The organism is Chitinophaga filiformis, from assembly GCF_900102545.1.
Classification (GTDB): domain Bacteria; phylum Bacteroidota; class Bacteroidia; order Chitinophagales; family Chitinophagaceae; genus Chitinophaga; species Chitinophaga filiformis.
On record NZ_FNBN01000003.1, the window covers coordinates 236,872 to 255,625 of the forward strand.

The 18,754-nt window shown below is 42.3% G+C and carries 18 protein-coding genes; 4 read left to right on the forward strand and 14 right to left on the reverse strand.

Features of this window, described 5'->3' with window-relative positions; all coding sequences use genetic code 11:
• Window positions 1–5: 5 nt before the first annotated feature.
• Window positions 6–2,714, reverse strand: a complete 2,709-nt coding sequence (locus BLR32_RS13360) for an McrB family protein (RefSeq protein ID WP_176842265.1) — start codon at window positions 2,712–2,714, stop codon at window positions 6–8.
• Window positions 2,715–2,790: 76 nt separating this feature from the next.
• Here BLR32_RS13360 and BLR32_RS13365 point away from each other — a divergent pair, with 76 nt between their 5' ends.
• Window positions 2,791–3,126, forward strand: a complete 336-nt coding sequence (locus tag BLR32_RS13365) for a hypothetical protein (RefSeq protein ID WP_089832541.1) — start codon at window positions 2,791–2,793, stop codon at window positions 3,124–3,126.
• Between the two features lie 144 nt (window positions 3,127–3,270).
• Here the strand turns inward: BLR32_RS13365 and BLR32_RS13370 are convergent, their stop codons facing one another.
• Complete coding sequence (locus BLR32_RS13370) at window positions 3,271–3,705, reverse strand: nuclear transport factor 2 family protein (protein ID WP_089832543.1); 435 nt, start codon at window positions 3,703–3,705, stop codon at window positions 3,271–3,273.
• 560 nt (window positions 3,706–4,265) lie between these two features.
• Between BLR32_RS13370 and BLR32_RS13375 the strand changes: the two genes are divergently transcribed.
• Window positions 4,266–5,183, forward strand: a complete 918-nt coding sequence (locus tag BLR32_RS13375; RefSeq protein ID WP_089832545.1) for a hypothetical protein — start codon at window positions 4,266–4,268, stop codon at window positions 5,181–5,183.
• A 97-nt stretch (window positions 5,184–5,280) separates the two neighbouring features.
• On the opposite strand, the gene BLR32_RS13380 is transcribed toward BLR32_RS13375, so the two are convergent.
• From BLR32_RS13380 to BLR32_RS13395, 4 genes are all read right to left on the reverse strand, one after another.
• Window positions 5,281–5,577 (reverse strand): DUF1330 domain-containing protein, encoded by a 297-nt coding sequence (locus BLR32_RS13380; RefSeq protein ID WP_089832547.1) that lies wholly within the window; start codon window positions 5,575–5,577, stop codon window positions 5,281–5,283.
• Window positions 5,578–5,595: 18 nt separating this feature from the next.
• Window positions 5,596–6,003 carry a DinB family protein gene (locus BLR32_RS13385; protein WP_089832549.1) on the reverse strand — a complete coding sequence of 136 codons (408 nt, stop codon included), beginning with the start codon at window positions 6,001–6,003 and terminating at the stop codon, window positions 5,596–5,598.
• Window positions 6,004–6,072: 69 nt separating this feature from the next.
• Window positions 6,073–6,828 carry a helix-turn-helix transcriptional regulator gene (locus BLR32_RS13390; protein ID WP_176842266.1) on the reverse strand — a complete coding sequence of 252 codons (756 nt, stop codon included), beginning with the start codon at window positions 6,826–6,828 and terminating at the stop codon, window positions 6,073–6,075.
• Between the two features lie 371 nt (window positions 6,829–7,199).
• Entirely contained in the window at window positions 7,200–9,644 is a 2,445-nt protein-coding gene (locus BLR32_RS13395; protein WP_089834150.1) for a TonB-dependent receptor, read from the reverse strand.
• 196 nt (window positions 9,645–9,840) lie between these two features.
• On the opposite strand from BLR32_RS13395, the gene BLR32_RS13400 reads away from it, so the two are divergent.
• Window positions 9,841–10,350 (forward strand): Crp/Fnr family transcriptional regulator, encoded by a 510-nt coding sequence (locus BLR32_RS13400; protein ID WP_245705421.1) that lies wholly within the window; start codon window positions 9,841–9,843, stop codon window positions 10,348–10,350.
• A gap of 57 nt (window positions 10,351–10,407) precedes the next feature.
• Here BLR32_RS13400 and BLR32_RS13405 read toward each other — a convergent pair whose 3' ends face one another.
• Window positions 10,408–11,910 (reverse strand): choice-of-anchor I family protein, encoded by a 1,503-nt coding sequence (locus tag BLR32_RS13405; RefSeq protein WP_089834151.1) that lies wholly within the window; start codon window positions 11,908–11,910, stop codon window positions 10,408–10,410.
• Between the two features lie 200 nt (window positions 11,911–12,110).
• Between BLR32_RS13405 and BLR32_RS13410 the strand changes: the two genes are divergently transcribed.
• Window positions 12,111–13,082 (forward strand): quinone oxidoreductase family protein, encoded by a 972-nt coding sequence (locus BLR32_RS13410; protein ID WP_089832555.1) that lies wholly within the window; start codon window positions 12,111–12,113, stop codon window positions 13,080–13,082.
• A gap of 203 nt (window positions 13,083–13,285) precedes the next feature.
• Here the strand turns inward: BLR32_RS13410 and BLR32_RS13415 are convergent, their stop codons facing one another.
• The 7 genes from BLR32_RS13415 to BLR32_RS13445 all read right to left on the reverse strand — a co-directional run bounded on the left by BLR32_RS13415 (window position 13,286) and on the right by BLR32_RS13445 (window position 18,747).
• Entirely contained in the window at window positions 13,286–13,612 is a 327-nt protein-coding gene (locus BLR32_RS13415; RefSeq protein ID WP_245705422.1) for an MGMT family protein, read from the reverse strand.
• A 125-nt stretch (window positions 13,613–13,737) separates the two neighbouring features.
• Complete coding sequence (locus BLR32_RS13420; RefSeq protein ID WP_089832557.1) at window positions 13,738–14,706, reverse strand: zinc-binding alcohol dehydrogenase family protein; 969 nt, start codon at window positions 14,704–14,706, stop codon at window positions 13,738–13,740.
• A 22-nt stretch (window positions 14,707–14,728) separates the two neighbouring features.
• Entirely contained in the window at window positions 14,729–15,130 is a 402-nt protein-coding gene (locus tag BLR32_RS13425; RefSeq protein WP_089832559.1) for a nuclear transport factor 2 family protein, read from the reverse strand.
• Between the two features lie 84 nt (window positions 15,131–15,214).
• Window positions 15,215–15,820, reverse strand: a complete 606-nt coding sequence (locus BLR32_RS13430) for a Crp/Fnr family transcriptional regulator (RefSeq protein ID WP_089832561.1) — start codon at window positions 15,818–15,820, stop codon at window positions 15,215–15,217.
• Window positions 15,821–15,870: 50 nt separating this feature from the next.
• Complete coding sequence (locus tag BLR32_RS13435; protein ID WP_089832563.1) at window positions 15,871–17,187, reverse strand: sensor histidine kinase; 1,317 nt, start codon at window positions 17,185–17,187, stop codon at window positions 15,871–15,873.
• A 7-nt stretch (window positions 17,188–17,194) separates the two neighbouring features.
• Window positions 17,195–17,869, reverse strand: a complete 675-nt coding sequence (locus BLR32_RS13440) for a response regulator transcription factor (RefSeq protein ID WP_089832565.1) — start codon at window positions 17,867–17,869, stop codon at window positions 17,195–17,197.
• A 5-nt stretch (window positions 17,870–17,874) separates the two neighbouring features.
• Window positions 17,875–18,747, reverse strand: coding sequence for an outer membrane protein (locus BLR32_RS13445; protein WP_089832567.1), 873 nt, complete (start codon window positions 18,745–18,747; stop codon window positions 17,875–17,877).
• Between the last annotated feature and the right edge of the window lie 7 nt (window positions 18,748–18,754).

Consider the following 18,754-nt stretch of genomic DNA (forward strand, 5'->3'; position numbering starts at 1 on the left):
TACTTTTATTTAAATAAGAGTTCTATGGCTTTTTCAAAGTTCATAGAGACTGGCTGGCCGTCAATCTCAAGCGTATAATTTACCGGTTGGGTATAATCAACTATTTCGTAGATGATTTTACCCTCTAATACAGAGCTGTCATAGTTATTAAAGCGGGCAAACACAGTATTCCCGCCTGTATGCTTCGCTCTGACAAATCCTTCTCCGAGTACTAAACCGATCTTACCATAGTCGCCGTAGAAGTACTCCTGCAGTAACGGAATAATCTTGTTTTGGAAAGCTTCAGTAAGTTTTTCAATTGAATTAACCTGCATGAAAAAGCTATGTCCTATTAAATGATCTCTGTTTAATAAAACTTCTATACGGGTATTGATCTTATTCAGTAACGATTCAAGTTCGATACCGTTAAGTATACCCCTCTGATCTCTTAACAGCCCCTCTTTGGTGATTAAGGATCCTTGAGGGGCAATTTCATGGAAAACAAACCTTCTCCTTAGAGCTGCGTCAAGGGCTTCTACGCTGCGGTCTGCGGTGTTCATAGTACCTATTATATACAAGTTGGAAGGAACACCAAATACGTCTTTACTATACGGTAAAGTAACATAGAGTTGCTCTTCTTTACCCAGACGCTTGTTGTCTTCAATTAAAGTGATCAGCTCTCCAAATATCTGTGACATATTGCCACGGTTGATTTCATCTATAATTAACACAAAATTCCCATCTACGGACTCCACTGCCTGATTATACTTGTATTTTTGTTTAACATATTCTCCCAGTGCTTTTGTATAGGATGCCCAGTCTGATGCTTCTCCGGTTTTTAGATATTGCTCAAGCACTTCTTTTTTTATTACCCCTTCATATGCCTTCTCCGTATTTGCGTGAAACTTTATGTTATTATTGGAGTTTTTATAAATAGTGAACTCTTTGGCGCGTACCAGGGTTTCTAAGATCAGTTTATTGCCATCCGCGTGATCGATTTCGTTCAATAGCTGTTTATAGACAGCTTCAAAATTACTGTTCTTGATTTCTTTTTTCTGTGCGTCCAGACAGAGCTTTTTAAATATACCATTTTGAATTTCGTAAATAACATGATTATTGTCTGTGGTAGCAGGTTTTATTCCTTCAATAAAATCCTCATAGCTCATACTTTGATGGAAGGTAGTGAATATGATCCTCTCTTCCGATACTCTCTTTTGGAATTGAGTTTGAACAGCAGTTCTGTCAGCCCAGTTTAAATTTTGTTCTGCTTCTTCTCCTATTATCCGCAAGGCTTTTTCAATAGTACTATATGTTTTTCCTGTTCCCGGTGGACCAAAGAGTATTTGATTCAGAGGGTGTTTGGAGCGAGGTTGACTAACGGCTTCTCCCGATTTCATTTGCATAATACTCCTGATTTGATTTCCGACATTGTCTTCAAGGTATAACAAGGCTTCTTTTATTTTATCAATTAGATCGTCATCCGTCGGATCGATACCTTCTTTATATCCAATACTTTTGGCCTTTCCCCACTGTATCCATTCACATTTTTCTGGAAGATCACCAAACCTCTTTCCAAATTCTGAAAAGTAATTTTGTTGGTCGGGACCTTCAAAATGAATGTCCACAAAATAAAAATTGCTTTTCTTATCTCTGGTCAGGGTAGACACTTCAAAATGAGCTGAGAAATTACCTATTATGCCCTCAGCGTCGCCTATCCAGGTGTACTTTTCTTTTATCCTATCTGCTTTTTTTCCGAAGGTAAACTTGCTGAGAATAGATTCGTCTCGGGCCATACTTGCTTTTAGCTCCTCTATAACAGTACTAAAAGACTGTTCTTTTTTATCTAACATTCTATAAAATATATCCTGTGCTAAGATCTTATGATTTGTATCCGGATAAGCAGTACCTGGAAGTAGGCTGCGGAGCATCTCCAACAGCTCATCGTCTGTCTTCACATATTTCTCAATAAAATCGTCCACCAATTTAAGATAGTGCGGATACTTTTTACCTGCTTGTGCGGGCTTCTCATTTAATAATTTGCAATATTTACTATAAAAGGAATCTTTATAAAGACTGTAAATGTCGGGATTATAGAAAGTAAGAAAAGTAGCAATTGTGCGCTCATCATGATGATGTTTAAGCGTTCCCCCTGCCAAACGATAGATATTATCAACCGCTTTCTGAAAAGCAACGATCCTCGTCTCCAAATCAACTGATTCGTCAAAGAGGATTCTAAAGGCTTGGGCATATTCCTCAGGACTTTCTTTGGCCAGTTTATTTTTTACATCTATACCACTGTAGAAAATTAAATTGCCGTAATCTATGGCCAATATTTCTGCACCAAAATCTGGTGTATCTAATCTGGGTCTTCCTTTGTATTTAGCCAGCAATTCCCAGTTATAAATTTCCTCTTTAAGGGCTGTTTCCACCAGGTACTGTTTATAATCTTCAACAAGCTGTTGAACAGGTCCTGTTTTGTCCGACCGGATCTCAAAATCCGGACTTAATTTAGTCAGGTATTTCTGCGCCATCAGTGTATTTAGCTCGCCATGCTCCAATGGCCGCCCATTAGCAAACTTGTTCGCAATTGAAACAATATATTTAGGCGGATAGCTTTTGTTGTTATAGATTAGTTCATGGACTTTTGAATCTACTGAGGCATCTTTTAAACCGTTTGTGTCAATATCGGCTATTGCCATCAATATATGATCTTTAGTGATGTTGGTAGGGATCATCTTCGTTGGGGATGTTTTCGGATTATAAATTCTTAGAAACAGTAAACAAGCTGGCAATATAAGACTTTTCGGCATTTTGATTGCTCATGCCGGACATATCCTGAAAATCCGGTTTGTACTTCAGCCATTCTCCTTCGTATTTCTGATAGAGGGTGAAGATATGTATCAAATGATATTGGAAACCCGGGATACTGAAGAAGCCAGCTATTTATGGCATTTTGAAAAACAACGGGCACTTTTACCTGCCTTTTTAAAAGAATTGGACCGGCAACTGGATATCATCAGAAATCAGGGTCGACACGTCTTCATCACTTCTGCTCCTGAAAATTTCAACCGCGTTGTCCATGACTACAGTAATGAACAGAAAGGGTTCATTACCTGGAAATATATGTTGGAAGAGCGTCTGATATGATAATTAGCCATTTAAAACAACATTCCCCTTCTTTGTGGCTACAATAGGCTTATCTTACATTTAATCATTTCTTGTTGACTACCTTGAATTGAAGCTCCATTACACAATGCATACGGAAGAAAATGCGACATTACTTAAGACGCATTATTCCATTTCAAGAAGCGTTACATGCGCGGCAACTGCCCTCCATTTCCCTTCTCTTTTTACATACACATCCTGGTAGCAATTTTTCCCTTTTACATCTTTACCATCTATCTTCATTATAAATGTTGTATACGCTGTAATCAATCCAACATCAGGGGTTAACAATTTGACATCCACATTATCAATTTTTACCGCGACCGTTTCCTGCTTATCCAGGTTAGCTATAATATCATGTTTAGACATTTTGGTTCCTTTAGGAGATATCAAAACAAAATCATCCGCAAAGATCCTATTCAGTGTGGCAGCGTCTTTCTTTGGATACGAGTTAAGCCAGTCCTGATTGATGCTGGTTAGCTCTTCAACGTCCGTTCTGGTCTGTGAAAATGTGTGCTGAATAGGTAATGCCAGCAAAATTGAAAGTAGGAGCCTGACCATATTACTGATTATTGGGAGATGGTAATTATAGTTGTCAAGATTAACTATTGGAAGTTAAATAATTTTTTTAGACGATTCCTGGGAATCCACCTGACAATATCTCTGTAGAAGATTGTGACCCAAGATACATTGAGCAAGTTAAGCCAGCTTGTCCCTACTTTTACTTTTTCTTACAATTTCGGAATCCAATTCCGAAATTGTAAGAAATTGGATATATGAAATTGTAAGTAATTGATTATTATTTTATTATTGCTAATTAAACAGGCGCAATGTCGGCCTCCCTTCTTCCGCCAACCCCTTCCATAATCCACTTTTTCCTTTGAAATTGTCCCGACTTAAGTCCAACTCAAGTCCTATTCATATTCGACTGAAGTTCTATTCTATAAGCTCATTAAAGGCTGATTATAAGGTCATTACAATAGCCCAATAGGATATATAAGTGTACCTCTTATACCATTATAATGCCCTTAAGAAATAAAATCTCAATCGAACAAAGAAGCCTAACTATCAGTTGATTAACCCCACTTTTTCCGTAAATTGAATAAAATCTATTGCCTGTTATGGCCCAAAACTTCAACATCCTTACTCAAGGTCTCTCCGGCCATGTCGGAGACCTGATCTATTACGAGCGTAACGGCAAACAATTCTGCCGTAAAATGCCTCAATATGGCCCGGACAGCATGTCCGCCGCCAGTAAACAAAGCAGCCGCGAATTCGCAAAGGCCAGCAAGGCCGCGAAATCGATCCGTGCTGCCCTGAACGGTATCTGGCAGCCGGCGAAGGACGAAACGACCGTATACAGGCTAAATAAGGCCGTTTATGCGGCGCTGAGAGAAGACACCCAGCCAAGAGGCAAACGTGTATTCAGCCCTGCTGCCTTGCATCAACACCTGAAAGATTTCCGCTATAATAAGAAAGCTGTCATGACCATCGGGGGTATAGACACGGTACGCCAGGAAAACGGTAGCATTGAGATAAAACTCCCGAAGAACTGGCAACACTGGCTGAAACCACCCAAAGACGCCCGTTATATTCAGCTCCAGGCCGTAGCGCTGGATATGGACCTTGAGCAGCATACCTGCCTCGGAAGTACCACAGCTGCCAGCTGCGTGCCACTGGGAGAAAAACAACACACCCTGTTGCTGCCCGCTAAACCGGTCAGGGTCACCGCTACGATCGTCCTTTTACAGATTCGCTTTCTGCATACGAACGCCGGTATTCAGCCCGCCGGTACAACAAGCAGTGAGCAAGCATTTGTGACAGCAGTATTGGCCCCGGTATTACCATTGATGGAAAAGACAAAAGGGCCAGTCAAAACATCCAGGATTGCGAAGCGAAGCCGTTCCGCAGCCGAGATGTTGGATAGCAAGCCACAGGAAAAGACAATGCCTTCGCATAAAGAACAAACAAAGTTTGCCATCAGGGAAAGATTCATTCAGGGAGGACTGATCCCTCTGCCGGATATACCGGAAGGATGAAACATAAGACTGATTTAATCACAATCCAATAAGAAAGTCTGCACAAACAATAAGCTAAAAAGCCTGGAAACTAGTCCCAGGCCTTTGGTATGCTTTCCTATTGCCGTACAAATTCCTTCACCAACACCATCGTACAATTCGTCGTCGAACGATGCCTGATCGCTTTCACGGGCTGATACTCCGGATCGGTATAACAAGCCAATGCCGCCTCCTCCGACGGAAACCTGATAATAGCATTCATGCTTTTGGCTACGCCTTCTACAGCGATTGCATTTAGATCCGAAGCCACTACTTCAGCACCATACTTCTGCAGTAATTTATACACAGGAGCAGCATAATTCGCATACTCCTCCATATCAATGATGTCATAACTATTGATATAATAAACCGCCATTTACGAAAAGATTATAGGTTAAAAAATATATTCCGGCGGAGTAATGCCTTTGCAACGCAAATAAGTTGTTGCCTGCCCTCTGTGATGCGTAATATGATCCACGACACCAAAGAATCCAACGATAGATTCTTCATCCTTCGCCATCTTATCCACTGTATTTTCAAGTACTACGAAAGCCTCTTCAAGCCATGCAATGGTTGCATCTTTGTCCGCAGTTACTGCCGGTGGCTCCCAGGCCACATCCTCTTTTTGGATCAGTGTTCCTTTGAACCAGTAGATCCCGTAACCAATATGATGCATCAGTTCCCGGAAACTCCAAACGTCTGCTGTTGGCTTAAAATCATAATGTGCGGATGGCATTCCGTTAGCCACTGCCAGGGTGTAAGTTTTTGAATTTTCCAGCTTGGCCAGTAATTGCTTTTTCATACAATGTTTATTTTGATGAAACAAAGCTAAAAAGCTCGTCTGGCGTTGACTTAAGACATCTTGCTGTTTTTAGGTCCGTAGTTGAGAGGGAGCCTTTCCATATATGTTTTTATACGACGCAGAGAAATGCTCCAGGCTATTGAACCCACAGGAGAAAGCAATATCAGTGATAGGCAGATGGGTATTCCTGATTAACAAAGTAGCTTGGGTCAGCCTTACCTTTAATAGATATGTATAAGGCGTAACGCCTGTTAACTGTTTAAATAAACGGCTGAAATGAAAGGGACTTAAATGACCTATACCTGCCAGTTCAGTTAATGAAATATCATCGGTAAAACGGTCATTAATATAATACTTCACCGATTCAATGATCGGAAGATAAAACTTCTTCTGTTTATAGCTCAGCAGAGGATGTTCTTGCGGAGCGCCAGCTGATATCACCATTAATAGAAGATTAGCAACAAGCTGCTCTATAAACAATGAATCATGACGTGATTTCGCAAGTTCACAAAAGATGATATGATGCAGATGCTCCGTTTGCGGCGTCGCCTTTATTAAGACCGACTGTATATCCGGATTATTAAAAAACCAGGAAAACTCATTAGTCTGTCCCTTGAATGACTCCAGATGCTCAGCAGGCAATGAAAAGATAGTACACTCATCAGGAAGATCGTGTACATGTCCCACTCTGTGCTCATACCCCTGCTTACAGACCAGGAATAATCCATGGTGAGCATCAAGGTCATCTCTAAACACTTTAAACTCGAAATTCCCCTTGCGTACATAAGCAATAGAGAAAGTTTCCTGTGATTCAGTTTTTGACACCGTACACTCCGTACATCTGCATAAAAAGTTATGCACCGTACACAATTGTGACTCGTAAAGTGTGGTAATATCTGCCTGCATAGCCTTGTAAATATATGACAAAGTAAAGCGGCATGAGTGACAACAGTATGTCAGCAGGAAAAGTACCAGGCTGATGCTTCCAATGTCATTTTGATAGATCTAAGCTGCAAGTGTACTAATACGATCCGTCCTCCCGTCGTTTAAACCAAAAATCAACGTATGTAAATGCAAAATTAACATATTGTTTCTACCATAAATCAGCATAAACAAACAGGCCTGAGCACAGTATTTCCACTGCTCAGGCCTGGTAAAATAATCTTACACGGCTGAATCATCCAGCGCATTGAACACTAGAACCTGAAAACAAAATTAGCCGACAGTCTTCTTGGCATCTGTTTCTCCAATGTCGTCCATCCGCCGAAATACTCCTTATCAGCCAGGTTATCTACTTTCACACCAATACGGTATTTACTCGCATTATAAAACACCGAAGCATTGAGCACAGTATAAGAAGGCAGCGTAAATAAACCCGTTCTGGCATCATTGGTAATAACATTATCACTCGCATAGTTACCGCCAAATCCAAGCCCTAATCCCTTAGCAACACCCTTCGTAATAGTATAGCTGATCCACGCATTCGCGAGATTAGCCGGGCCTGCGGAAGTCGGTCTTCTGCCTTTTAAAGCGTCAATAGCCTGCACCGCCTTGCTGTCATTATAACTATATCCGGCTACAATGTTCAGGCCCGGCAGGGGGTTGGCTATCACATCCAGTTCGATACCTTTACTTTTCTGGGTACCATCCTGAACGGTAACATTATAACTCTGTCCGTCGCGTACAACGGTTTCACCACGTGTGATATTCTTTACAAGCAGGTCGTAGTAGCTGGCAGTCGCAGTCAGCCTATGATTGAACATATCGAGTTTCACACCACCTTCCCACTGGTTAGCCTGTTGTGGCTTGAAAATATTGGTATAATCATCCAGTACCTTTGTACCCGGAGCAACGTTGCGGAAACCATTCATATAGTTACCAAACACACTTACCTGGTCTTTTACGATCTGGTATACCAACCCGAATTTCGGAGATACCGCTGTCTGTCCATATTTACCGCTGATTACACCAGTAGCATAGTTTTTACTTCCTTTGCTTTCGAAACGGTCAATACGTACACTCGCCATTACACTCAACGCATCTGTGAAGTTGAACACATCTGAAACATACGCACTATACACCTGGTTGCTGTTACCATCCTTGGTTCCGCCAAGACCGGCCAGTTTCGCATCTACCGCTGCTTTGGTGAGCATGGCATAACGTGGATCATTGTTGCGGGTAACGTTTACATAGTCGAACAGTGCATAAGCGCTGTTATCATTCACTGCGCTTACATCCGCGAAATCAAGACCGAATACCACCCTGTTACGCATACTGCCAAGCCTGAAATCTCCTATGAAATTTTGCTGGATGTCAGTGGTAGTAGTGGTAGAGTTCTGATAGTAAACGAAGCGGCTGATCAATGAGTCGTTAGCTGCTATCGGTCCCGTAGGACTTCCATCCAGGAACATCACATAGGAATAGTTGCCGTCGCTTTTACGAACACTTCTTGACAGATTAGTCTGAGATATCCATTGATCAGAGATCTTGTAAGTAGCCTGTCCGTATAAATTGATGGTAGGCGTTTTGTAAGTAATATCATTGCTGGTGTAAGACCTGTCAAAGTCCATGTTTAACTCAGCAGGCGTGTGCGCTATTAATGGACGGCTCCTGTTCATGAATACCATCAGCGCATTGGTGCTCTGTGCGGTATAAAATTCAGCGTTGATCAGGAATGATAACCTGTCGTTCGCTTTCACAGAAAGACTGGGCGCTAAAAAGAATGACTTTTTAAATCCTGCATCCTGGAAACTTCCCTCACTGTGATAAGCCGCATTTACACGCAATAATGCAGTTTTATCAGCATTCAATGGTGCATTCACATCGGCAGTAAAGCGGCTCAGGCCAAACCCACCGGCAGTATAACTTACTTCTCCTCCAAAATGATCGTATGGTTTTTTAGTAACGATATTCAGTAAGCCGCCGAAAGAAATAAAGCTGCTACCAAATAAAGTACCTGATGGTCCTTTGATAGATTCAATCCTCTCTACATTCGCAGGGTCGATACCTCCGTTAGTCAGACCGGGAATACCATTGATCATGGTAGGTTGTACACTGAATCCACGCATAGAGAAATAGCCAGCGCCATCATTAGGACGGCCGGTAGATGACCAGAGTCTGTTCACACCTGGTGTGTTCTTTAACGCATCGTCAAAATTAACAACCACCTGTTCCTGCATCAGTTCTTTCGACACCACATTATACACCTGCGGATTCTCCAGGTTCTTCAACGGCAGGCGTGCTACATACTCAGACTCCTTTTTAGCAAACTTGCTGCGGCCGGTATTCACAACAACTTCCTGCAGCTGCATATCAGACAATGATAAGGAAATGGCTACCTGAACAGTATTATCACTTGTTACTGTTACAGTTTCTTCTTTGGAACCGTATCCAACCAGTGTTACCAGCAAAGTGTAAGTACCTGGTTTCACATTACTCAAAACGAAAGCACCATTTTCATCTGTAAGAGTAGTTTTCTTCGTGGTTTTGAGTCTTACCGTAACCTGATCAGCAGGTTTACCATCAGTAGTCGTAACCGTTCCTCTGATAATTCCATTCCCGTCTGAATCATTGTCATTGGCAGAAAGCACGCAGGGGCAAAGTATCATCAGCGTCAAAAGCAGCAATAGAAAAGATTTCATATAGTGTTGATTTGGGCCGCCAAATTGCTGCATTCTATTTTTATTTATTTTAACATTCGGGAATAACTTTTACGCTATCGGGAAAAATAGTTGTTTATCTTATCTTGCAGTTAAATAAATTATGTTTTTTCATTTCAGAAATAAATTTCCGCAACTAGATGCCTTCTGGGATAAATACCTCCCATTCCAGAAGCGTTTGGAGGTTCCAGCAAAGACTATTTTGCTGGAAGAGGGAAAGGTTTCCCAGCACTACATTTTCATAGAAAAAGGTTGTGTACGTTTATTCTTTAACAACAATGGTGAAGAGAAAACAGTACAGTTCTTTTTCGAAGAAGAGGGATTAGCCTCTTTTGATAGCTTCGTTAATAATGTTCCCAGTCAGTGTTCTATCGAGACGATCGAACCGTCTGTTGTTTACATGCTGCCCAGGCAATATGCTATTCAAATGATAGAGGAGTTAATGATAGAGAAGGGCTTTGCTCAGATGATGTTGCAGATGTTTGCGCTGCGGCAGACGCACTATATCAATGAATTTATCTCCTTTATTCGTGATACTCCCGAGCAGCGTTATCAAAATCTGCTAAAGGAACGTCCGCATATTATACAGCGGGTGCCACAGCATTATATTGCTACTTATCTGGGTATAACTACTGTACACCTGAGCCGTATTAAAAGTAAAATAGCGAAGGGGAAAACACATTTCTAAAAAGGCCTCGGTAGTCAATACGAAGGCCTTTTTAAATGAGATATATCGATCAGATTATTACAGTGTCTTCGGCGTATATACCTTTAAAACACCATCATCCTCGCTGCTTACGATCAACAGGCTTTTTCCTGTAGGACTGTCTTTAGCAGCCACAAACAGTACTCCTTCCGGAGCATCGCCTGATTTCAGTATCTGAAGGAAACTCGGTGCATTAGGTATAGATACATCATAAACGGCTACAGCGTCTGCGCGTTCCATGCCAATGAATGCAATGTTTTTATTACCTACCTGTCCCAGCGCGACACCCTCCGCCTCTACACCTTTATCGTCACTGCGGGCATCGTCATAGTAACCTGCAGCATTGGCCTTTACCTCTAATTCATTCTTGCTGTCATAGATGAGAGAACCATTACTACCATTCCAAACGCTGAATGAACGTGCGCCAAAAGAGTAAAGCGTCTCATAAAGACCGTCTCCATCAGCATCGCCCAAAGTCTTGGTGATGTTCAGACGACCGAGTTTTGCGTCGACCTTTAGCTCTGCAGCATTAGGGAAAGCAGTCGGATCCAGGGCAATATTCTTGATACGGTCAGCTTCTTTAAAAGCGTCATATTCACGTACGTCACCTTCATTTACGGTAAAGAGGTAAGGGATCGCACCTGTTTGCAGTACGGCAATAGCATCAGGCTGATACATGCCTTTAACAGGCCATTTGCCGAAGGTAACGCCATTATCCTTATCAGAGGGATCTATGGCATTGGCATCGGTGTTATAATCTTTAAAACCCAGCGGGAAGATATCTGTAGCAGTTTTTGTAGTCAGATCAATCTTCGCGATAGCATTATTTTCCTGTAAGGTTACCCATGCTGTTTTTGAGTCTGGAGATACAGTTACATATTCAGGTTCCATATCCTGGGCAAAGCTGGCATTAGGACCGAACACACGCAGTCCTTTCTGCATCAGGGCTGTCTGCTGGGAGGCAAAGCTGCTGAAATCAATATTGACAACGCTGTAATTATCTTTCACACTGATCACAGACACAGAACCTAAAGGATCATTAGTATAGGTTGCATTGGGCTCACCTTCATTGGCAGTAAGAATATAGTTACCATCAGGGCTGAAGGTGACCATGTCTGGTAAAGCGCCGGTAGCGATAGTTTTGATTTCCTGGTAATTGCTGGTATTATATACCGTTACTTTACCAGGTTGCTGTTTGTCCAGTGCTTCTATAGCAGCGGCCAGCTTACCGTTGTTTACAGATACGCTGTTTACAGCGCCGCTGTTGGTGGGGATGGAGTCAATCACCTTCATCTTGGTAGGATCGGCCATGTCTACGACATCGATCCTGTTTCTGCCACCATTGTTTACAACAAACAGTCTTTTGGTAGCCGGGTCGTAAGCGCTGATCTCAGCTGCGCCCGCCTCGCCAATATCCAGGGTACCGATTTCTGCAAACGTAGCAGGATCTTCATTAACAGTGGGCTGATCCGGATGGTCGTCCTTAGAGCAGGCGGCAAGCATAGCAAGGATAACAACAGGTAACAGATGTTTTAGTTTCATATGCGTCATATAGGTTTTGAAGTTCGCAAGGGTACTGAACCCATATGAATATATTATTAAGAAAATGTTTCTAAATTATTAACATCTGATCCATCAGAGACTCTTCGGTAATTTAAACCATCTCCCCGGACTTAATAACATATGTTATCGTGCAATTGTACTGCCCATTCTAATTTTGTCCCAACAAAAAAGAGAAAAAAATGAAAGCCGCAGTAATGTATCAGCATGGAGAACTTCCTAAATATGTAGATTTCCCTGAGCCAACCATTCAGCATGATGATGAGTTATTGGTGACCGTAAAAGCAGTTGCTATTAAACACATTGATAAAGGCAGTGCTTCAGGCAGGCATTATTCAAGCGACGCTCCAAAACAAGATGGCCGGGTAGTTGGTGGAGATGGCATCTGCCTGTTGGAAGATGGTACAAGAATATATGGTATAGGTGTCAGCGGGATGTTGGCAGAAAAAGCAACTATCCGCAAGAATTATATAGTGAAAGTGCCGGATTCCCTGGATGACGTCACAGCAGCAGCACTGCCGAATGCTGTTATGGGCGCTGCTATGGGCCTTAAGTTCAAGGCAGATACTCAGCCGGGAGACATAGTATTGATCAACGGTGCGACAGGTTTTACCGGCCGCATTGCTGTTCAGATAGCCAAACACTACGGCGCAAAAAAGGTCATTGTAACCGGTAGAAACCAACAATCGCTGGAAGACCTTTTATCACTCGGTGCAGACGAAATAATTTCCGTATTACAGGATGATGAAAGCTTTAAAAACAGGATTAAAGAAATCCATTCACAGACGCCCATTGATATCGTTATTGACTATCTATGGGGGCACACCGCAGAAATGATATTGGGTTGCCTGAAAGGTAACGGTTCATTTACCAATAGAACAAGGTACGTATCTATCGGTAGTATGGCAGGAGATATCATACAATTATCAGCTGCAAATTTGAGAAGCGTCGATCTGCAGTTAGCAGGATCAGGCATGGGCTCCTGGTCTAAGTCTGAGGTTGGTTTGCTCTTTACGGAGATGTTGCCGGAAATGTTCGAGCTTGCGGCCACAGGTAAACTTAAGGTAGGAGCTACACAGGTAAAGTTGAAAGATATTGCTGAACTATGGGACCTGGATGTTTCTAACGGACAACGCCTGGTGGTAACCATTTAAGTAACCCTCTTTCCCAAGTCTTAATTACTTACAATTATGATAGCAGCACTATTAATTGCCGCGTGGTCATTCATTGTCCTGAGGCTAAGGAAGTCTGGCCTAATGAGGGGAATAAGAGCCTGGTTAATGAAGTCTGTATTCGCGGGAAGAGAAAAATAAGGTTGAACAATAATACAACGCCCCTGACCATTAGGTGAGGGGCTTTATAATTCTTTTGCAGGGTCCCAGAAGAACTTCCTGAAGTTCACCACCTTATCGCCTTTTAATTCCACACCTTCCTTTTCAAGTAATTTCTTTCGGGCTGCAATACCTGCTGGTTCACCTGTCAATTGTCCCTGGCTGTTCACTACACGCTGTGCCGGTACAGGAGGCTTTTCACGGCCGCAGGCGCCCATTGCATGGCCTACCATGCGGGAGTAGTTTCCTTTGCCTAAGGCCTTTGCAATCGCTCCGTAAGAGGTTACACGGCCTTTGGGAACTAATCTGGCAATCTCATAAACGAGTTTGTTGAAATCCGGGTCATTCATCATACTGCATAATTATCGTTATGAAGTTAGAGAATTCTTGTCAGCGTGCCAATATCAATGATAATCCCTGACCAGTATACGCAACCGGCCAGGGATCTGTAATGGTACTGCCCTCGAATTTTGAATATTCACATGACAACTACAATTTTCCCGTCTGCTGAATTACTATCCATTAACCTATGCGCCGCAACAATATCATCAAGCTTAAACGTACAGCTGATATTCAGTTTTATATCACCTGCTTCTACATCACGGATAAACGTCTGCAAATGCTCACTGTTTAACCTGATCTGGCCAGTGCTGTACATCGTAAGACGAACTGTTGCCGGAATATATTCCATAGGCGCGAAATTATTTATTGTCCACTGTTCTGAGAGCATACCGGTCATACAGACTGTTCCTCCCTGTGCAGCACATTGGAGTGAATCTTTTAATGTCGCGGCGCCCACCAGTTCAAGTATTTTATCTATGCCTGCAGGAAACGAAGTTTTAATCCTGGGAGCCAGCTGACCATCATCAATGAATACCTCATCGGCACCATTATCAAGGAGCAGTTGTTCCTTTTCTGGTTTCCTAGTAGTTGCCACTACATACAGCCCGTTCTTTTTCGCCATCTGTGTGGCAAGCATGCCAATAGAAGACGTGCCTCCCCTGATCAGTAAAGTTTCGTTCTTTTTGATATCCAGTGCCAGATGCAGCGAGCCATACACTGTCTGGAACATCTCAGGAATAGCACCAAGTTGTTCCCAGCTCAAATGACTATCGAAAGGAGTAAGAATAGACCGTGGCAGTACGGCATATTCCGCATAACTGCCATCATATGCCCTGCCCATTTCTCCCATGAAGGCAGCTACTTTTTGTCCCTGTGTCAATTCTCCTGCCGGATCATTTTCTACTTCACCTACACATTCAATACCCAATACCCTGGGGAAAACCACGCTTGGCGATAAGCCTTTACGTGTCATTAATTCCGATCTGTTTAATCCAAAAGCCTTTACTTTTACCAGCACCTGTCCTTCCCCCGGAGTAGGTATCTGCCTTTCTTCCAGTGTAAAGTTTTCCGGTCCGCCAGGGCGGTATAATACTGCTGCTTTCATGTATACTTATTTAGATAATTATTTAATGCTGATGAGCGGCAACATAATTGAACATATAACGATAGATCTTCCAGGCCTTTCTCTCTTTACGAAGCACAAAGAAATCCCTGCTCTGCTTTGCCGATGGCTGCCCTGTCAGCAGATCATGGGTAGTAGCGATGGCAGTCGCCTGCACAAATGCATACCGTGTATCCAATACAATGTCTTCTACCGTAAAATCAATATGAAACTTTGTTCTATGGATGTAGTTGCCATTATTCCTGGTCGACAGATCCTGCGTGGTAAAGGTCTTCATACCATCAGCCATAAAGAGCCCATCTGCTGTATAAAAGGCGGATATCAGCGCAATATTCGCTGTGTTTAAGGTATCTGCATATGCAGTCAGTAATTGCTGCACTGACTTTATTTCTTCCTGGAAGCTCATGTCTGTCCTTTTTTGTAGTGCAAAGGTGACATCTTAAAGCAGGATCAGCCAATGACGTATCTTAAGAAATACCCTTAATATAGTTTAAGGGTTGGACCTTTGAGACAGGTCTTTACGGATCTTACTGAGGAATTCAGGGGTGATGCCGAGATAAGAGGCTACCTGTGTATTAGGTAACCTATTGGCGATATGTGGATATTGTTCCAGGAAGGATTGATAACGCTCTTCCGCTGTTGAGCTGATATTCTGCAATACCCTATTTTGGAGGGCGATGAATTTTTGTTCGATAATGATTCTGAAGTTGCGGTCAAATTTATGATGGTTGATATAGAGAGAAAGCAGATCAGGATGTTTGATCTGTAAGATAAGAGATGGTTCTATTGCCTCTATATATAACTGACTGGGTTTTTCAGAATAAAAGCTGGCCAGATCAGTGATCCAGTCATTCTCCGCAGCCAACTGGATATTGTGTTCTTTCCCGTTCTTATCCACTGCGTACATCTTGAAGCAACCGCTTACAACAAATGTAAAGTGACGACATACATCTCCCTGTTGAAGGATAAGCCCACGTCGCTTTATTTTTCGCTCTGTAAAGTGCAAGAATAGCTCTTCACGTTCCTTGCTGTTAAGTGGGAAGTAGTTTTTGAAATAGTTGATTAACTGCTTTACTGATGTATTTTCAGCGCTCAAAATCCAAAGAATAAGGGTTTATTACGAGATTATAAGTAAAGATAATAAAATCAGGCTACTGAAGAGAATATCACACTGACAGTAGTACCGGTGCCCACTTCCGAAACTACTTTTAATTTGATGCCATGATAATCAGCAATACTTTTTACAATGGACAGGCCCAGTCCATAACCTTCCCCATCCGTATTCTTTTTCCTGAAACGGTTGAATATGGTGTCAATATCTGAAGGATCAATTCCAATTCCCGTATCCCTGATAGAAACAGTATAGGAACCATCCACAGTAAGGGTATCACTAATATGAATACCGCCGTCCTGTTTATTATACCGGATAGCATTGTTGATCAGGTTGTAGAATAACTGGAATAGCAGGTCATGATTCATTTTACGCAAGGTAACCAGTGGCTGCAAGACAACAGTCATCCGGATATTTTTATCTTCCAGCCGGTGTGTCAGTTCCTGTATGATCTCGCCGATCATTCTCCCAGGCTGAATAGTATCCTGCCTGGCATACTGATCGTTCTCAATCCTTGATATCAACAACAGTGAATGCACAATCTTTTTCAACCTGTTAAGCGTTTTCATCATCTCCATGATCTTTTCCATTGCTGTTTCATCCAGGTCATTTAACAGCAGTAGATTTTCCATCTTGGTCTGTAAAATACCTATGGGTGTCATCAGCTCGTGAGATGCATTGGAAGTAAACTCTCTTTCCCTGTCAAAGTCTTCCTTTATCCGCTTCATCAGTTCAATCAGAGAATTGTCCAGGTATTTGAAGTCAATGGTTGTAGTGCGGATAGGAGAAGGGATCTCCTTGAATGGAAAGACAGGATTGATCAGCTTTGTCTGGATGATTGTTTGTAATGGTTTAAGGAGTATACGGGTAAAGGAAATGTCCGTAAGCAATGTCAGTATTGTCAGCAGGCCTAATACGTATAAGGCAATCCTTTGTAACGGACCATTATACTGGCTGATAGACGCAATCGTCTTACCGATTTCCAGCTCATACAACTGATCATTGTATTCAAAGGCCTGGTTGAGGATGCGGTACATCACAGTATCGCCCTCTATAATTCTTTGTGCCGTCTGAATAGTATCCGGTGAATAGATATGCTTCGCCCGTTCCAGGGAAATATATTCTTCCCTTAGCAGGGTATAACTGCCATACGTTGAATCTCCCTGCAGATAATAATCAATACCATTGGTCTGGATATTGGTCATTACCTTTTTCGCCTGCTGCTTTAACAGGCGGTTGGTGCTTTGAAAAGCAACCCTGTCAATAAGAACAGGCAACAGTATAATAAAGAGAATAACAGTTGCTATCTTCGACAGGGTAGAGGTAAGCGTAAGTTTGGTAAGCAGCTTCACGATATGGTTATAGTTTAATTTTGTATCCTACTCCTCTGATAGTTTGCAGCCATTCTACTGTTCCGTGCTCGGTCAATTTTTTGCGGATATTTTTTATATGTACATCGATGTAGTTGGAATCATAATCATCGTCTGAAAAGCTTCCCCAGATGTGCTCACTCAGCTGCATACGTGTAAGCGGACGGTTCTTGTTCAGCAACATATAACTCAGCAGATCAAACTCTTTTTTCGACAGGTCAATATCTGCATCTCCATACGATATCATCCGGGTATTTAAGTTGACAGTGAAATCACCCAACGCCACGAGATTACCTTTCAGTCCTGATTTCCTGCGACTGATCGCCTGCATACGCGATTGTAGTTCCAGTAGTGAAAATGGCTTGGGCAGATAATCATCAGCTCCCAGGTCCAAACCCTTTATACGATCTTCCAGTTTACCACGGGCAGTAAGAATGATGTAGGAGGCTTCCGGACAGCTCTTCTTGGCATCCTCCAATACCAGTAATCCGTCTTTATCGGGTAAGCCAAGATCAAGCAGTATAAAATCATAGGGACTTTCCTCCATGAGCTGTCTTGCCTGCTTTGCAGTAAAGGCAAGATCACAAAGGTATCCTGCCTTCACCAGGAAATCTTCCATTTCCAGCGCCATGCCTCTTTCATCTTCAATGATCAGTACTTTCATATCAATTAAAACTGGTAGTAAAAGCTTGCCGTAAAAAATGAATTCGCTTTCCCCGGATCAGATTGGGATTTTTGTCCAAGCAGGGAAAGCTGGTATTCCAACTCTATCATATAGCTGGCCCTGTTGTAAGCCAGGGGCAGTTTCAGATTGTAGGATAACAGATCATAGCTGGTGGTAGCCTGGGTAGTAGTCGTGCTACTTGTTCCGCTTCCAGGAGTGGTGCCGAGAATGGGAGGAAGAATACCCAGTAAACTGTCCCTGAGGCTTTTTTCCTTTATATAGTAAGTATAGAACCGTTGAGTGCCCGCTGTCACATCTATCAAAGGAGTAAGCGTCACGATATCTTTTGAAGTCACACTAAAGAGATTAATCTGTTTACTGATCCCCAGCGTAGAGAAGAAATCATTGGTCTTTCCGAAAGCATAATCCACTCCCAGCGTGGTGGTAAGCCAGCTCTTATGAGTGAGGCCTACTGCTGCTGAATGAGGATTGGCTGCCTGCAGGAAAGGAGAAAGCTTAGGAAAAAAAGTATAGTTATAGCTAAGATCTGCCGACAAACGTTTACTCAGTTTAAATGCAAAACCTGCTCCTGCGCTGTAGGCTGAAACAGTATGATCGTGATCGTTCAATAAACGATAGGCTGTACCAGTCAGTGAGAAGCCCGAACGATGCTGGTATTTAGCTACAGCTGCCACATAGGCCATTCTTTCTGCTGATTTTTGTCCGTAGTAATTCGCATTGTTGGCATAACTGCTTCCAACAGTAAGCGTTGATTTCTCAGTAGTAGATGCACTGTCCTTTTGTAATGTACTATCCGTCTGCGCCCGGCAAAAAATGCTGATCAATAATGTCGGCAGTAATAAGAATATCTGTTTCATGGTTTTT

Excerpts from the sequence above, each read along its gene's own strand:
- BLR32_RS13360 (WP_176842265.1), bottom strand. The coding sequence starts at position 2,714 with ATGATCCCTACCAACATCACTAAAGATCATATATTGATGGCAATAGCC.
- BLR32_RS13370 (WP_089832543.1), bottom strand. The coding sequence starts at position 3,705 with ATGGTCAGGCTCCTACTTTCAATTTTGCTGGCATTACCTATTCAGCAC.
- BLR32_RS13375 (WP_089832545.1), top strand. The coding sequence starts at position 4,266 with ATGGCCCAAAACTTCAACATCCTTACTCAAGGTCTCTCCGGCCATGTC.
- BLR32_RS13380 (WP_089832547.1), bottom strand. The coding sequence starts at position 5,577 with ATGGCGGTTTATTATATCAATAGTTATGACATCATTGATATGGAGGAG.
- BLR32_RS13385 (WP_089832549.1), bottom strand. The coding sequence starts at position 6,003 with ATGAAAAAGCAATTACTGGCCAAGCTGGAAAATTCAAAAACTTACACC.
- BLR32_RS13395 (WP_089834150.1), bottom strand. The coding sequence starts at position 9,644 with ATGAAATCTTTTCTATTGCTGCTTTTGACGCTGATGATACTTTGCCCC.
- BLR32_RS13405 (WP_089834151.1), bottom strand. The coding sequence starts at position 11,910 with ATGAAACTAAAACATCTGTTACCTGTTGTTATCCTTGCTATGCTTGCC.
- BLR32_RS13410 (WP_089832555.1), top strand. The coding sequence starts at position 12,111 with ATGAAAGCCGCAGTAATGTATCAGCATGGAGAACTTCCTAAATATGTA.
- BLR32_RS13415 (WP_245705422.1), bottom strand. The coding sequence starts at position 13,612 with ATGATGAATGACCCGGATTTCAACAAACTCGTTTATGAGATTGCCAGA.
- BLR32_RS13420 (WP_089832557.1), bottom strand. The coding sequence starts at position 14,706 with ATGAAAGCAGCAGTATTATACCGCCCTGGCGGACCGGAAAACTTTACA.
- BLR32_RS13425 (WP_089832559.1), bottom strand. The coding sequence starts at position 15,130 with ATGAGCTTCCAGGAAGAAATAAAGTCAGTGCAGCAATTACTGACTGCA.
- BLR32_RS13440 (WP_089832565.1), bottom strand. The coding sequence starts at position 17,869 with ATGAAAGTACTGATCATTGAAGATGAAAGAGGCATGGCGCTGGAAATG.
- BLR32_RS13445 (WP_089832567.1), bottom strand. The coding sequence starts at position 18,747 with ATGAAACAGATATTCTTATTACTGCCGACATTATTGATCAGCATTTTT.